This window comes from Bacteroides sp., from assembly GCF_028690125.1.
Classification (GTDB): domain Bacteria; phylum Bacteroidota; class Bacteroidia; order Bacteroidales; family Bacteroidaceae; genus Bacteroides.
In genome coordinates this window covers 22,593-38,716 of sequence record NZ_JAQVBV010000013.1, presented here as the reverse complement: position 1 = coordinate 38,716, position 16,124 = coordinate 22,593, and the positions used below count along the sequence as shown (strand labels likewise).

Sequence of the window (16,124 nt, the reverse complement as noted above, 5' to 3'; positions counted from 1 at the left end):
TATTTATCTGTATATTGTAATAAAAAGCACAGCTTCCAATTCATACTTAAACAAATATCAGGACTCATTTTGAAACGCTATTCTCCTAAAACCTTAAATCCGCAACCACTAGCGTAATGCCTAAAAAAAGATATCTTATAACTTTTTACACACAATGTTACAGATTTTAGGGTATACTTTTTTAATCACCACCATACTTGTTCTTCATTTTCGTAGGTGAATATTCTTTCTTCTTTTCCCTTTGTTAAATTTTTCAGAAGTAGTAAAGCGTTAGTCGGCACATTTTCATATTCTAATTTAACAGAAGCAGCTTTTTGCTCACCTAATGATACCCAACAATGACGATCCCAATAAAAAAGTTCATACATATCTGATATTTCGATTGTATTTCCATCTCCTCGAGGTGTATACATGATCTTTTCCATTTTTATGGGTTCGCCAAAATCCATACCTACCCACCCGTCGTCATTGAGTGGGGCGTCAAAGTATGTTAATGCATCATTATCAAATGCCGCTTCTCTTGTATATTCAGGCCTATTACCAAATGATCCTTCTGTCCCTATAATGCGCCCCCTGATTATCTGGTGAGATTTACCTCCAACGAATACTACTTCTGCAATGTTACAGTGTCCTCCGTTCGGTTTATAATATCTCCAATATCTATAATTTCCCAAAGAATCAGGTACTTTTATTTCTTCCCCATGAGTTATCCAATTGTCTACTTCGTAAATGGTCACAGGATTTTCGAAATTTTCGTTATCTGAAGCTTGCAGTTTTCCTCCCATGATTCGATCGGCAATTTCATGTACATGCTTAAATACGGGATATTTTCTATATAAAGTTACAGTTTGTAGGTGATTGGTGTCAGGAATGAAAGGTCTAATTTCTCCAGTTGATGTCAGAATGAAAGGGGGAGCTACCGGTTTTATCCGTGCTTTTAGATAACATACCGGCAGATAAACGATATCACGTCCCATGTCTTTAAAAAATGCGACCCCTTTGTTGATTTCTTCAAAAGAGACTGGCTGCCATGATTGGTTGTCGAATACTGCTAAATATGCATAGTTGGTTTTCTGTTTTCCAACGTTAACTTGAATATCACTGGTTATCATGTATTCAGTAGTGACATCTTTTATAAAAGGTGTGCTAAAAGTTGATGGTACGCTTTGTTCTGTTTGTATTAAGCGCTTTACCGCATGATTGATAGCATATGTTTTCCTATATACCTTCGCCATTTTTTCATCCAATTTATGTGGCTCACCGGGGTCACTGTCGATTCCCCCAAAAGGTATGAATTTGCCATTATTAGCTAGAATGGCATTCCATGAATGTCCTAGACTACGAAACGGCCATTGGGGAGTAAAATCGATCATTGCAGGAACACTGTTACTGCGTAGAATAGCAGTTTCCAATTGCGAGTAGTCCTCACAAAGACCGAAAGGAAAACGCATTTGAGTTGAAGGGCGTAATATAGAGATAATTTGTGAATCCCAGACTATAGGTTTCACATAAAATCTCAATTCATGATTTATTTTACATGTAGTCCAAAGAGCAGAACGTTTAAATAAATCACAACAGCTAAGTTCTTCCAGTTTGTAGGGATAGAATGTTTTTAAATAATCTCTCCAATTGTCTAAAGACTGTAGTTCTGAAGATTTATAAGGCAGAATATATTCACAAAAATCATTGAATGAAATATGTGCAGCCCATTTTACAGATTTCCATTCGGTAAATGCCTTTTCTATATTTTCAATTAAAAAATCCGATTTTATGATTTCTATATCTTGAATGGTATCAAGTTTCGTTTTAAATTTATTGGAAAGTTCTTCTATTCTAACTTTTAGAGTATCAATGGGATAGTTTATAGTTAATATAGAATCTACAGCATCATAATATTTTTCAATTGTATTTCCCTGATAAGAATAGTGTCCAGGCATATTTTTTATTAGAAATTTTGCTGCTTCTAATTTTAGAGAGTCATTTTGATAGAAATCTAATACTTTCTCTAATTCGGACCGGTTGTTTTTGGCTAATATTAATGCCTCTTTCAATTGCGAATCACCCCTATTACATCCAGATAGAATAAATGGAATAAAAAAGAAATATAATATAGCTTTTATTATAGCTACGAATCTTTCATTTAAATTGTTAGTTGTGCGAATAAAAAACACATTCGAACTATTCATGTCACTACTGTTGATGATGGTTTATAATATCTCTTTTTACTAAGAGGGTGTTTAAAAATGGCTGAAATCTTATTTATTAAAGTTTCTGTTACGATTTTCGGCATATCCCAACTGTTACTGCCAAGTAGTGGGAAATGACACAGTTTCATCAAAACGTAAAGGTTCCTAGTCCAGAAAAATATCCGCATTACAAGAAACTAAAAACAAATCTACAACAAATAAAAGAGTATTTTCACTTTTTTCATAATGAACAAATTTAATTTATATCAAAAACATATTACTATTTCTTATTGATAGACATAAATAGTCTATTTAATTAATATTATAATTACACTTTAGTGAACAAAATATCTCATTCTAAGTACCATAAATTCTATAATCATAAATCTAATTTATTGCAATTAGATTTACCTGCCACACTAATCAACCCTTTTTCTATAAATAAGTACATTACAACACAATCATTCTTCTCATATATAAAAATCGGTTTAAAGATACAGGTATTCCAACCATTCCACAAGAGCCCGTTACACTTTTTCCAACAAATATACACTGGTTATCAAACCATTAAGCAGACAAACAATATTACCCATCTATATATTGTAACAAAAAAACAGCTTTCAATTCACATTTGAGCAAATATTATTGTTCATTTTGAGTCAATATTCTTCTAAAAATAATTATCTCACCCTTTTGGGTTATCCAATCATTATTTTCTACTATTTTACTAGCTGTTTCCTCCACAGAAAATAAATAGATGCTCTTTGTACATAAACCACCCAACATGGCTTCGCTTTCTTCGGAGCTTTTATAATGCCAGTGAACAAAAAGTACACAAAAAAGAAGTTATTAATACTAAAAATTGAGGCTTCACATTCTCAACATCTTGATAAGGAAATTATAAGAAAGATAATATCCTACTCAAGGCGTACATTATCATGAGCTTACAGCCATAATAATACACGCCTTGTTTTTTAATCTAATGTTTTTAGCAGGATGATCCTAATATATAAAAGTGCCGATGTTGTTTGCTTTCTATTCTTATTCCCTTGTATTGGGGAAAGCGGAAATTCTTAATCTTGCTGCTCCCATGGGAATCAAAGTAATCTCTTCTTTTGCACCTTTCACTGCATTTTCTTCGGGCAATACACCGCAAAGTCCGGTTTCATCTATTTTCCAGCCGGGCACTTGACGACCGTATGCTTTCACTTCCAAAGGTACGCTGCCTACAGTGAATGGAAAGTTGTCTGCCGGCCAGTCTTTACGTACTACTTTGAAATTCTTCAACGGTTCTTTTTGATCTAATACCAATGAATAGTTCCAAGGGCTATTTGCATAAATCTCGGTAGTAGGCCATTTCTTAGAATCTGCACCTTTCTGCCATTTAGAGTCACCGATAGCAGTTTCGCGACTATCTTTCTCTACATAGTTTTCGTCTATCTTGAGAGACATTGTCAATGGTCCGTAATCCACACTTACACTATTCTTATTTACCTGCCAAGTGCGCATAGAAAGAGACATCGGTAAAGTCAGCTCCACTTTATCACCGTCAGTCCATTCGCGTTCGATACAAAGATATTTTCCTGCTACAGGCTTAGCACTCACTTTCTTGCCATTCACACGTACTTCAGCATTCGAAGTCCAGGTAGGAATACGGAGATAGAACGGGAAAGCAACCTTTTCACCGGTAGAAACGGTAAAAGTAATACCTTCTTCGAAAGGATAATTAGTCTGTTCGTGAAGAACGATTTCTTTTCCCTGACCTACTTTCACTGTTGCCTTGCAAGCCCCATAGATAGCAGTTGCCACACCATTATCAGGAGTTGCCAACACGAGGTGTTCTGAGAAGTAAGGCCAACCCTGAGCATGATTGTGCTGACAGCAACGGCTGCTGAACGGGTTCATTGAAAGAAACGGACCACTATTGTCGATGCCCGGATGATGATTCTTTGAATCGCTGACGGTATGGTTGGGACAAGTGATATAACGTAATGATTTGAAATCGGGCATCACGGCAGCAGGATAAGAATTGAATGCTACTTCTTCACAGTGTTCCGCCCACATGGGATCACCGGTCATGCAAAGCATAATTTCATCAGAAGCCATTTGTTCTACCAGTCCGCAAGTTTCTACTCCCTGGCGGGGATCAATGAATCCCATGCGAGCATTTTCGTCAGCACCAAACATACCGCCCGGTACTTGACCAAAAGTACGACGAATCAGATTATGTACATTATAAGAAGCATTAAGCATAGCAGAATCGCCTGTCTGCATATAATAAGTGGCGGGTTCGCGGAAGCATTGGGCGATATTCACATTATGCCAGTTAGGCAAAGAGCTAGGCTTCGTCCAGTTGGCCGTATTGCGGTGAATCTTTTCTGCCAGTTCAAGCAGGAATTTATCTCCAGTGTGGTTGTATAGCCAGTAGATACTGATGATATTATCACCGCCACGGCTGTTTTCCCAATAATCTTTGAGTAATTTATCGTCGGGCACTGTCATCTGCCATTTAAAATAATTAGTCATCAGGTCAATTACCCGCTGATCATTGGAGTATTCGTAATATGATTGCAGACACCAGAGCATAATCATTTGTGCCCAGAGTTCACGTTTGCCGTTACGCTCGTTTACAGGGCCGAAATAGCCATCGGGCTGCCGGCTTGCAAAGGCTCCTTCGAGCCAAATCTTTGTTTCGGCTATCATTTTCGGATCGTTCAGGATGTAGGCCAAGTTTCCATATCCTTTGAGCCAGTAAGGGACTTCTTCCCAACCATGATCTCCGCCTGTAGTGAGCCATGCGTTGTTTTCTTTTTCCAGCCAAGCACTGATTTCTCCCAGATGTCCGGTCAATCCTTCACGTTGCAGTTCGAGGTATTTCTTCACCCATCCTTCCGGGCGGACACTGCCAACCGGTAATTTGATAAAATTCAATGGCTGAAGCGGAGCACGGTAGCTTACATAATTTACGTTAGTCGATTGTGTGTCGGGACGGTCTACTACCTTCACCGATCCATCGGATGAAGGAGCAGCACAAGCGGTAGTAAACAGACTTGCTGTCAACAGAGCACCTGCAAAGGTTACTTTTAAACGTCTATTCTTTTTCATCATAATATAGATAGGTTATACAACCTGTTAATTAAATAACTACTTATACTTAAATATCAAATGTCCTCCTTTCAGAAGTTCGAGATGAGAAATACGATAATCATCAATGAGCTTTCCATTGAAATGGATACTTTGAATCAAATCATCTTTCTTTTTCCTGCCTTTCACCTCAACGGTCAATCTCTTCCCGTTGGACAGGCGAAGCTGTATTTTATTAAAAAGAGGCGAAGTCAGTTCATAATATTCATCACCTACCAACAGCGGATAAAAGCCCATAGCTCCAAACACATACCAGGCACTCATCGTACCGTCATCTTCGTCCATTTCGGGACTATACCCTACGGGGTCATTCTTAAATGCTTTGCCAAAGTAAGGAGTAGGAAATTCCGAATTGCCTCCGTACTTGTGAATCATTGGTTGGGTCATTAAGTTGCGTACAAGCTGTTGGGTTTCTCCCGGCGCTCCGAGACGGTTGAACAGGTAAGGGACATGGATGTCCGGTTCATTGCCCTGATTGTACAGATGATGATCGAAGAAGTAGCTGAGCTGCGAGCGGAGTGAGTCCTGCCCTACCCATTCTATCATCTTGTCGATATATTGTGGGGCTGCCCATCTGTATTGCCAGCGGGTTCCCTGATAAAGTCCATTATTCTTCATCACTTCAAAAGCCGGAGTGACGGTCATAAATTCTTTTTTCCAAATTTCTTCAAATAGTGTGACAGAACGTTGCTTATAAAGCTCGGCATCTGCTTTTTCGCCTATAATATCTGCGATCTGAGCCATTGCCCAAAGATCATAAGCCGATTCCATTTTCTGATCGGGCGAACGCATCGGCAGGCGTTCCATCTCTTCTTTCATACCGGCATAGCCTTTACGGAAATCAAGGTTCGTTATTCCTTTCCGATATGAATCCAGCAATAAAACTACAGTATGTTCGGTACGAACGGTGGGAGTCGATTCGAATCCCGTAGACCAGTCTTTTTTACCGGTGGCATACAGGTGAATCAGAGAAGTAGCCATGTCGCGCATCTTCACTGGCTCGGTCAGTACCAATAGAGGGAATTTAGTGCGGAAGGTATCCCACAATGACCAATTACTGTAATAACGAAAATCTTTTGTAACATATTTCTTCCCGTCTGTGCCCAGATATTCGCCATCGGGAGAAGTGACATCAACCGGGCTCAGGAAAGTCCGGTAAAGTGAGGTATAGAAAATTACTTTATCATCTTCCTCTCCTCCTTTCACGTCTATATTTTGCAGTTGTTTCTCCCATTGAGTGCAAGCCTGATGTTTCAGGTCGGAGAAGTTCATCTTTTTCCAACGGGAGCATTCTTGTGAAGCGAGTTCTGTACTCAACGGCGAGAGTCCGATGCGAACTTCTACAGTACGTACTATTTTGTCGAACATCAGAGCAGCTGTAGTTGTCTGCTGTTCCTGCAAACGGAAAGGGTGGTTGGTGTTGAGAGAGAAGTAGAGTTTGTATTGACCATGTCCGCAAACGTTTCTTGCCTGTACATATCCTTCTATACAGGTGTCTGATATACGTTCGTAATGACAGGTAGCCACACCTTCGAAAGTGGAAGCAAAGTCCACCCACAAGGCGGCGGGGGTATTCTGATTAAATTGGAAAACTTCTGCTGCCATAGCATTGGTTGCCGTCAATTCGGTTTCAATACCATTAGTGAATGCAGTTGTATAATAGCCGGGAATTGCCTGTTCGCTTGACTTATCAATATGCAGTTCCTGTGAAGGAGCCACAGGACGGATACGCAAATTTCCACCACCTCCGCTGCAACCTACTCCGGAGAGACGATTAACAGAAATGCCGGATACTTTTGTCACTGCATAATCATAACCGGCATGAGTGCGCGGATCGCTGTCAGGACAGACACATACCATTCCGAAAGGAACAGTGGCCCCGGGTGCTACTTGTCCGTTATCGCCGGACGTTCCGATAAACAGATTCACATATTTAGTGTTCTGTGCAACGGCTATCGTCGTGCATAATAACAAAAAGAGCCAAAGACCACTGTACCTTCTCATGATTTTATAATTATTTAGCTACAGAGAATTTGTAGATACATTCACTTGTATACTTCTCTCCCGGACGCAATACAGCTGACGGCCATTCCGGTTTGTTAGGAGTATCAGGGAATTTCTGTGTCTCAAGACATACAGAAGCACGCTTGTTATAAGTAATGCCTTTCTTTCCGGTCAGAGTTCCGTCGAGGAAGTTTCCTGCATATACCTGAACACCCGGTTCGCTAGTATAAAGATCCATTACAATACCTGTTTTTGGTGATTGCAATGTAGCAGCTTTGCGAGTTACATCACCTTTAGCATTCAGCACCCAGTTATGATCGTAACCGTCACCATTTTTCAATTGCTCGAAATTATAGTCGTTGATACGCAAACCTACCGGAGTAGCCATACGGAAATCCATCGGAGTTCCTTCTACTGTAACAATCTCACCTGTAGTCATAAATGTGCTGTCCACCGGAGTATAAGTATCAGCATCTACCATCAGCAGGTGATCGCTATTGCTACCTGCATCACCGTCGAGGTTGAAATATGAATGGTTAGTCATATTTATAACAGTCGGTTTGTCTGTTTCTGCTTCATATTTAATATCAATTGCATTGTCGTCAGTCAATTCCATCACGATTTTGCAAGTAAGGTTGCCCGGGAATCCTTCTTCGCCATCTTCAGACTTACCAATCAGTTCAAGTTTTTGAGGAGTCAGCAGGTTTGCATCAAATATCTTGTATTGGAATCCTTTCGGTCCGCCGTGCAGACAGTGTCCGTAGTTGTTTTTAGGCAACTGATATTCTACGCTATCTAACGTAAACTTAGCCTGGCCGATACGGTTGGCATAACGACCAATAGTTGCGCCAAAGTCAGAAGGTTTAGAGATATAGTCCTGGATTGAATCGAATCCTAATACTACATCACGCATTTGTCCGTCCTTATCCGGAACCATTACAGAAACGATACGTCCACCGAAGTTGGTAATACAAACTTCCATGTTGTTCTTGTTACGCAACACATACAAGTCTGTTTTTTTTCCATCTACTTCCGTCTGGAAGTTACTTTGCAATAAACCGGAATCCGTTGTTTTTTGCTCGGCTTTCGGTGTACAAGCTGCCATTAAAAGGGCGGCAACTGCCCATACACATAACTTTTTCATGATACTTTATTAATTAATACTGTTCAACAAATCCACTTTTCCTTCATTTACCAATTTTAGAATCAGTTCTCCGAAGAGTGTGTTTTGCCATGCAAACCAAGCACGGGTAAATTTCTCCGGATTATTTTTGTGGAATGATTCGTGCATAAATCCTTTTCCGGCATCGGTATCCATCAACATTTTGATGCAAGCCTTGATTTCTGCGTCATCTTTACTGGTAAATGCTTTCATCATAATACTCATCGGCCAAATCATGTCATATCCGATATGTGGACCGCCAATACCTTCGCCGGCAGTACCTTTGAAAAAGTAAGGATTGTCTTCACTCCAAACAAACTTACGGGTATTCTGGTAAATTTTGTCGTTCACATCTACGTCACCCAGATAAGGCATTGCAAGCAAGCTAGGCACATTGGCATCGTCCATCAGCAGTTGATTGCCAAAGCCGTCTACTTCGAAAGCATAGATCTTACCATATTTAGGGTGTTTGTAAACTGCATATTTCTTTAAAGCTGTTTCTACTTCTTTGGCCAATGTTTTGCATTCTTTTGCGAGATCATCTTTCTTATTGACAGCTTCCAGAATCTCGGCAGCTTTGCGCAAAGAAGATACGGCAAAGAAGTTAGAAGGAACCAGATATTGCAAAGTAGTAGCATCGTCTGAAGGGCGGAAAGCAGACACAATCAGTCCGACAGGGTTTACAGGAGCTCCCAATCCATCGTTGTTCAATGTATCCAAAGCACGTTCGGTCTTGCGTTGGAATTTATAAGGTCCGACTCCCTCTTTGCGTTGTTGTTCCTTAAACGTCTTCAGAACCTGAGTTATTGCCTGTATCCACTCTTCAGTGAATATGCTTGCATCACCTGTTGTTTTCCAGTAATGATAGGCCAGACGTAACGGGTAACACAATGAGTCGATCTCCCATTTACGTTCGTGCAGTTCCGGTTTCATAGCCGTCAAGTCTGTCATCCATTCGTTGTCTTCTACCGGACCATCATTAAATGCATTTGCATAGGGATCGATGTTGATACATTTGAACTGGCGGAGGATTACTCCCGCCAGCATTTGTTTCAGTTCAGGATCAGAATTTGCCAACTGTACGTATGGCCAAACCTGTGCTCCGGAGTCACGAAGCCACATGGCATGTATGTCTCCCGTATAAACAAAGGTATCCGGTTTGCCATCTTTACCCATGCGGAAATGTACGGTTGTATCCAGTGTATTGGGGAAACAGTTTGTAAACATCCAAGCTAATTTGGCATTTTTCAGCAACTTCTGTACACGGAGAATTTCTTTTTCTACTGCATCTGAATGGAATAAACGTTCGGAAACTTCCGGACGGTTATCTTTCTGAATGGCATCTACAGCACAAACATACATCTCCGATACACGGTCAGCAGCCTGTACTTGTCCTCCGCAAAGCAGCATAGCTGCCAGCATACCTGTACTAATATATTTTACTTGTTTCTTCATAATTATTTATTTGTTTGAATTATTAAGTTTACCTTCTAGCATTTTAATGAAATATCCACCGACTACGGAACGAGCTTGGAAGCCTCTTTGGTTAGGAGCATCTGTAAATACCCAGTCAGACATCGGTACACGGTTCGGAGTTTCGTTCATGAACAGATATACAGGGTCGATGAACTTTTCGAAAGTAGCTTTGTCATTAGCCAATGTAGCTGTCCACATAATCCAGTCTGTCTTAGTATAGGCTTCCCGATTATCCAACGGAAGACCGTATTTATTCTGTTTTGTCAGGTAGTAAGCGATTTCCGTATCAGCAATCTGTGACGGGAAAATCTGTAAATTCAACAGTTTATCCCATACCAGATTATATTTCTGGCTCCATGTTCCCGGTTTGTCAAAGGTCAGACGATAATGATCTCCGTCATTTGCCATTTTCTCCCATTCGGCAGCCATTTCTTTTGCTTTTTTGGTATATTTCTCTGCAATGTCTTTTTTGCCTAGCATATCTGCCAGATAGCCATATGAAGCGACACCCATAATTGCTTTAATAGAAAGGTTGGCATTGTGTGCAAAGTGTCCGGCGAAGTCGTCTGTACAAAGTTGGTTTTCGGGATCCAAACCGTATTCAACCAGATAGTCTGTCCAAGTTGTCAAAGTTTCCCAATGTTTCTTTGCATAATCGGCATTTCCTTCCATAGCAGCAATAGCAGCAGCCAATACTACCATATTACCGGATTCTTCTATCGGCATATCTCCGCCATAAGTCTGACCGTTAGCCATCGGATAAGTACCTACATCATGAGCAGCAAATGGTTTTGTCCATTTTCCACTTTCACTGTAATAGAATATATGATTCATGGTAGCCTTCACCAGCTCAGGATTGTAGAGTAAAAGCAACGGAGCTCCCGGGTAAGTCAAATCGACTGTTCCAATGGAACCATTACTGAAGTTTTCTTTAGAGAGGAATACAAGGTCACCATTCGGAGCTTCTACTAATTTATGAGCTGCAAGTGCCTGACGATAAGCTAAAGCACAAAGTTCGGCATATTTACGTCCGCCGGCTGCTGTTGCTTCCTGCATCATTTTCTTATCGAAAGCTGCACAGTTTTTCATCTGTGTGTTATATTCTTTTTCGGCTTTCTGGAATTGGGAAACGATTGTTTCATTACCGGTGCGATTCCAATATGGACGCAGGTTCTCACCGAAATATTGGATGGAATAAATATCATCATATCCAATCAACAGATGACCGTTAGCTTTATTTGTTTCGCCTAATGAGCGTACCAGAGCCATCTTATCATAACCTTCCGAAGAGGGTGCTTCCAGTTTGTTTTCAGTAAAGCTCTTACGCAATTTCTTGCCTTCGCCAATGGCATAAGTGCTGTTTTCTTTTTCTGCAGCCAGATAGAAGTGTCCCCAGTCAATACGTACATCATCACCTTGCTTTTTCAGAATTTCCTGATTACGGCTACCGGTACGGAGGAATAACAAGTCGCCTTCTGTAAAGCTGTCAGCTACAGATTCCTGGTGAGGCAGGTCGAGTGCCCATTGAGGAGAAGCTTCGAAGTATAATTCTACTTCATGTTTCTTTCCATCGTTGGATGCTACTTCATAAGAGATATAATTAACCGGACGAGTCATCAGATCCAGATTATCCATAAATAAAGGAGCAGTAAATGTGAGATTCAAATCTACCGGACCACAAGTAAAGGTGTAATAAGTCTGCATGGGTTGCACATCGGCAGATGTTTGTGTAGCTGTCTGATTGAAATAACGGCTATCGTCCAATTCTACCAACAGTCCGAAATCAAGCAATGCGTTTGCTCCGCGATTGTTGCAATAAGCGGCAATTAAGTTATCTCCTTTCTTCAAAGAAGCAATAACCTCATCGGACAATTTTACTTGTACATGCTTTTTACAAGCATTTCCTGTATCTACAACTTTGATTCCATTAATGTAGATAATTACATCATCGTCATGAGAATATTCCAGGTATACGTTTTTGCCTGTCAGGTCTTCCTGGATATCTGCTACGCGACGTACCCAGATAAACTCTTCACCCCACTGTGTTTTTGCGGCAGGCTCATTTTCTTTTGTACCGAAAGCGCCTTCTCCTTCTTTCCATTTGCTATCATCGAAATCAGCATTTTGCCAACCGTCAGCAGGTTTCTCGATTGTATATTTTCCTGTCCAAGTACCTTGTTCGGAGGTTTTCACCAAAGGTCTCAATTCAAGTTCTTCCATTCCCAGGAAACGGTAGAATTGTCCGTCTACTTTGGCTACACCAATCAAAGGAAAATCTTTTCCTGTCCAGTGTTTCACGGAGCCATCATACAAATTGTCTGTAAATGACCAGGCACTGGTATAAGGGTCTATCGTCACCAGCGGGTAAGCCGGAGCACGCAACTCATTTTTCTCGTGCTGCTCAATCTGGGTGCCACAGCTAGAAAGTACAGAAGCTGCTCCCAGAAACAGCATCGTCAGTTTTTGTTTCATAATTTTAGTTCGCATTTATTTTATCTATTTACCATTCAATTGATACATTTACTCCAGCAGGATCATTTTCGAAGGTTAGCAGAAGCGTTTTCGAAGTTTCGTCCCATTCCGGTTGTTCTGTCTTTCCGTTCACCTGTACTTTTTGCGGTTTGCGAGGCAGGAGGACCCTTGATACATTGGTGGTATGCAAAGGGCTTTTCGCAACGAACGAATAGTTTTGTTTTCCTACTTTCTCGTCATAGATGCGGGAAGCACCACAGAGTACTTTCGCTTTTACTTTGCGAGATACCTTATTCAAATCATACAAATATCCCTGCTCACCCGGTTGAAATTGTTTTTCGGTCAGTATCGGCAGGTCTTTGTCGAACAAATCAATATATAATCCGGATAGTGTCAAAGGCTCTTTCGAAACACTTTCATCCATGACTGCTGCAATGGTGTAAACTCCTCTTTCTACTAAGAAACTATTCTTAGTCTCTATTTTTTTACCGGTTTTCTTCTGAAAGGCAGATGCAATTGTCTCAAAATATTTTTGATCATTTCCTGCTTTTAATACAAAGTGTTTCGGATCTTCACGCATGACGATGACTGTACCTTTACCATAATGATAGGTTCCATCAACAGGGTTAAGAGATAGATTCATCATTTCGAACAGATGTTCCGAAGGAGTTTTATAATGATTATTGTCCGTATTCCACCATTCTAATACAGATTGATAAGGATCAATATCTTCTCCGCAATAAACCAGTACCCCGCCATTCTTTACCCAATTTGCGAGGTAAGTATGGTATTCAGGATTCATCGGTTTCATATTCGAATAGGACATTATAAGTACTTGAAGTCCTTTGAATGTCTCTTTAAAGGGAGTGTTTTCTATATGTACCAATTCTACAGGAACGCCTCTTTTCAACAGTGGTAATGTTTGTCCATAGAAACTGGAGAATTGAGGATCATCGTATCCGTTGTGAGTGGGAAAACGTTGAAACATCAATGAGTTAGCCATCAATACACCAATACCATGCGTTCCGCTTATCTTTTTGTCGGATGTACGGATATCGTTCAGTGTATTAATCATGATTTGCATTTGAGTGGAATATGAACGTGGAATACGTTCTTTTTTATCTGTTCCGGCTACTTGGTACAATCCGAGATAGATACGGTCGGGCCAAGGCATTACTTCGTAGGTATCTATCATGGGGTACATGAGTTGTGCTGAAAAAGTAGCCTGATAATTACGTTTAAAATCTTGCCAGTCTCTTGGAAAGTCCTCTATCGGATCTGTCAAGAAGTACATTTTCCGGTTCAACGGTGCAGTCATCGACTTCATACAGCCATATTCAAGGAAAGCATTCTCAAATACCCGTTCTTTTCTTACACCGTTAAAATAGTTGGATTCACGCGCAGTACCTGTCCAGACTTGCGCAATATATCCATCAACGCAATCCAGTGAAGCCAAGCTGGCTTCCGGGCTTACAATCTGCCAGGAAGTATAGTTTATTAATGAATGGGTAGGTACATAACATTTGATATCCAGACCTTTTGATTTTCCATATTCTTTGGCATAGGTAAATATCTTGTCCAGTGCATTATAATACAGATGATATTTCAGTTTATTTGAGAGATAGGTATTTTCGGGCGATTCCTCCTGATCTCTCCACGGGAATTTATAATATTTTTGCCATTCTGATTTAAAGGCTTCACTATATCCACCGCGCATCCAGAATTCCGGTTCTTCCAAAAAGATAGAAGTGATCCCGGCATCAATTACGCGTTTTATCTGCGTTTCTTGCATATAACGGATGAAACTCTCAGTAGGCACAATATACGGTACCATATGTCCATGAGCTATCTCTTTTCCATTACGTTCTCTTTGCCCTTCTTTGAGGTGATCATTTATTCCATCCCACTTTCCCAAAAAATAATCTTGATAATTTCCCCACGCTACACCTGTCATGAATTGTGCCTGATAGCCTTTATTCGTCCATGACTGTACTCTTTGTTCAAAGGTAACACCCGGCCTATCTGAAGTACCATATACAATTGCTGCATCGGCACGTACATCCGTTTCCGGCTTCCAAGGGTCAGATGTCTGGAAAGTCGTTTTCGTCTCTTGATGCTTTATCTTTTGTGCATTGACTGAGTAATTAGAAATCAACAAAAGACAAGAAGCCAGCAGTAGTCGTATATTATTCATGATATTTCAGTATGTATTAGATTGATATATCAAATTATTCGTCCGTTGGGAACAGAAGCATCAATGCCGGTATACCGGAGGCTGAATAGCTATCGATATCTGCTCCATCGGGTAATACTTGCCAGTATCTACCTCCACACACATTGCGTGTTTTATCTCTATTCGCCCAGCCGACTTCAATATTACGTTTCAGAAATGGGACATATTGAATTTGTCCGCAGTCATTTACCAACATGGCCATATATTGGGCAAAAATAGCTGTATAAATACCTTGTTCAATTCCTTTTTCAAAAGGTAGTAAGTTGTGTTGAGCAGACATTTGATTGACTGAATAATCTGCAGCAAGTATAGCATTGTCCAGGTAGCGTTTTTCACCGGTTGCTTTATATAATAAAACTGATGCTCCGATGAAGGTAGCTTGATTATAAATATGTGCTTTCCAAGCAGGTGTGCCTTTCCCATGACGGCTGTCAGCTACAAGCCCGGTTTTCTTATCCAACAGGTTTTCTACTCCCCATTCATAAATTTCTTTGCCTTTAGCCAAATATTGAGCTTTTGTCTGGTACTTGGGTGATTCTTCTGACGACTCTTTTCTGCTCTTCGGCACGTTGTTATAAAGAGTAAGTGCAGCTACCGCCACCGGGAAGTTGATGCAGGCCATTTTACCGTCACCCGGTTTATTGGGATTAGGATTGTGTATAGGTTGCCATTGCCAGAACATTCCTCCATTTTCTTTGTCGTAAGAACCTGTGTCTCCTACTTTCTTTGATCCATACCATACCCGGCTAAAGCTTTCTTCGGACAAGCGCAGGTATTCATCGACTTCAAACAGTTCGTAGGCACGAGCCAGCGTAATAGTCCACCACATGATATCATCGTAAATAAACCACCCGGTATTTTCATTGTTATCGTCAAAATCGAAATGAGCATACTGAGCCTTATTCCCTGCAAATATCTTATCACAGAGTTCTTTATAGTATGTTGCTTTCTTCTTGTCTTTTTGAGTTTTAGCAAGCTTGTAGGCATTCATCGCCATATCCCAATAGGTAGGTTGGCACCAGATAGCTGCTGCGCCATTAAAACGGTCTGTGGCGTTTTTATCTGAAGAATTTGTTTTATAGATATATTTACCGGAATCAAGAAGTGTTTTATTGAATCCTTCGTATGCTGCCCACACGTCGTCGTTAGTATATGCAAATGTTTTTTGCGGTGTTTGTGCCAGAACGTCCATTCCTATCATTGTTGTAGATACTACGAACTGCAAAATTAGGGTCAAGAGAGTCTTGTTTTTCATGATAATTGATTAATTAAAATATTTTTCCAGTTACAAAGATTGCAGAAAATAAGGAGAGTTAATACAAATTTTTATTCAATAAAGGATAAAAACTAGTCAAAACATCTTTTATATGACATTATGACAAGTATATGACATAAAATCGCCCTTATTTGGAATGACGAATAAGGGCGATCTTATTTATTAAATATT

The 16,124-nt window shown here is 40.2% G+C and carries 8 protein-coding genes; all 8 read right to left on the bottom strand.

Going from position 1 to position 16,124, the window contains the following annotated elements; translation table 11 throughout:
- Window positions 1–185: 185 nt before the first annotated feature.
- The 8 genes from PHO71_RS10495 to PHO71_RS10460 all read right to left on the bottom strand — a co-directional run bounded on the left by PHO71_RS10495 (window position 186) and on the right by PHO71_RS10460 (window position 15,932).
- A complete protein-coding gene (locus PHO71_RS10495) occupies window positions 186–2,186 on the bottom strand; it encodes a hypothetical protein (protein WP_300202786.1) in 2,001 nt (666 codons plus the stop codon).
- Window positions 2,187–3,227: 1,041 nt separating this feature from the next.
- Window positions 3,228–5,291: a beta-L-arabinofuranosidase domain-containing protein gene (locus PHO71_RS10490; protein WP_300202923.1), complete on the bottom strand. Its 2,064-nt coding sequence runs from the start codon at window positions 5,289–5,291 to the stop codon at window positions 3,228–3,230.
- A gap of 39 nt (window positions 5,292–5,330) precedes the next feature.
- The gene (locus PHO71_RS10485) at window positions 5,331–7,334 is read right to left on the bottom strand and encodes a glycoside hydrolase domain-containing protein (protein ID WP_300202783.1); all 2,004 of its coding nucleotides are present in this window, start codon (window positions 7,332–7,334) and stop codon (window positions 5,331–5,333) included.
- A gap of 10 nt (window positions 7,335–7,344) precedes the next feature.
- Entirely contained in the window at window positions 7,345–8,478 is a 1,134-nt protein-coding gene (locus tag PHO71_RS10480; RefSeq protein WP_300202780.1) for an aldose epimerase family protein, read from the bottom strand.
- 9 nt (window positions 8,479–8,487) lie between these two features.
- Complete coding sequence (locus PHO71_RS10475; RefSeq protein ID WP_300202777.1) at window positions 8,488–9,951, bottom strand: glycoside hydrolase family 125 protein; 1,464 nt, start codon at window positions 9,949–9,951, stop codon at window positions 8,488–8,490.
- Between the two features lie 6 nt (window positions 9,952–9,957).
- Complete coding sequence (locus PHO71_RS10470; protein WP_300202774.1) at window positions 9,958–12,444, bottom strand: DUF4965 domain-containing protein; 2,487 nt, start codon at window positions 12,442–12,444, stop codon at window positions 9,958–9,960.
- 28 nt (window positions 12,445–12,472) lie between these two features.
- Window positions 12,473–14,638, bottom strand: coding sequence for a hypothetical protein (locus PHO71_RS10465; RefSeq protein WP_300202771.1), 2,166 nt, complete (start codon window positions 14,636–14,638; stop codon window positions 12,473–12,475).
- Between the two features lie 34 nt (window positions 14,639–14,672).
- On the bottom strand, window positions 14,673–15,932 hold the full coding sequence (locus PHO71_RS10460; protein ID WP_300202769.1) for a glycoside hydrolase family 76 protein: 1,260 nt from the start codon (window positions 15,930–15,932) through the stop codon (window positions 14,673–14,675).
- Window positions 15,933–16,124 lie beyond the last annotated feature (192 nt).

Bases quoted from the DNA above. Each gene is read 5' to 3' on its own strand.
- PHO71_RS10495 (WP_300202786.1), bottom strand. From the start codon at position 2,186: ATGAATAGTTCGAATGTGTTTTTTATTCGCACAACTAACAATTTAAAT.
- PHO71_RS10470 (WP_300202774.1), bottom strand. From the start codon at position 12,444: ATGAAACAAAAACTGACGATGCTGTTTCTGGGAGCAGCTTCTGTACTT.
- PHO71_RS10460 (WP_300202769.1), bottom strand. From the start codon at position 15,932: ATGAAAAACAAGACTCTCTTGACCCTAATTTTGCAGTTCGTAGTATCT.
- PHO71_RS10465 (WP_300202771.1), bottom strand. From the start codon at position 14,638: ATGAATAATATACGACTACTGCTGGCTTCTTGTCTTTTGTTGATTTCT.
- PHO71_RS10490 (WP_300202923.1), bottom strand. From the start codon at position 5,291: ATGAAAAAGAATAGACGTTTAAAAGTAACCTTTGCAGGTGCTCTGTTG.
- PHO71_RS10485 (WP_300202783.1), bottom strand. From the start codon at position 7,334: ATGAGAAGGTACAGTGGTCTTTGGCTCTTTTTGTTATTATGCACGACG.
- PHO71_RS10475 (WP_300202777.1), bottom strand. From the start codon at position 9,951: ATGAAGAAACAAGTAAAATATATTAGTACAGGTATGCTGGCAGCTATG.
- PHO71_RS10480 (WP_300202780.1), bottom strand. From the start codon at position 8,478: ATGAAAAAGTTATGTGTATGGGCAGTTGCCGCCCTTTTAATGGCAGCT.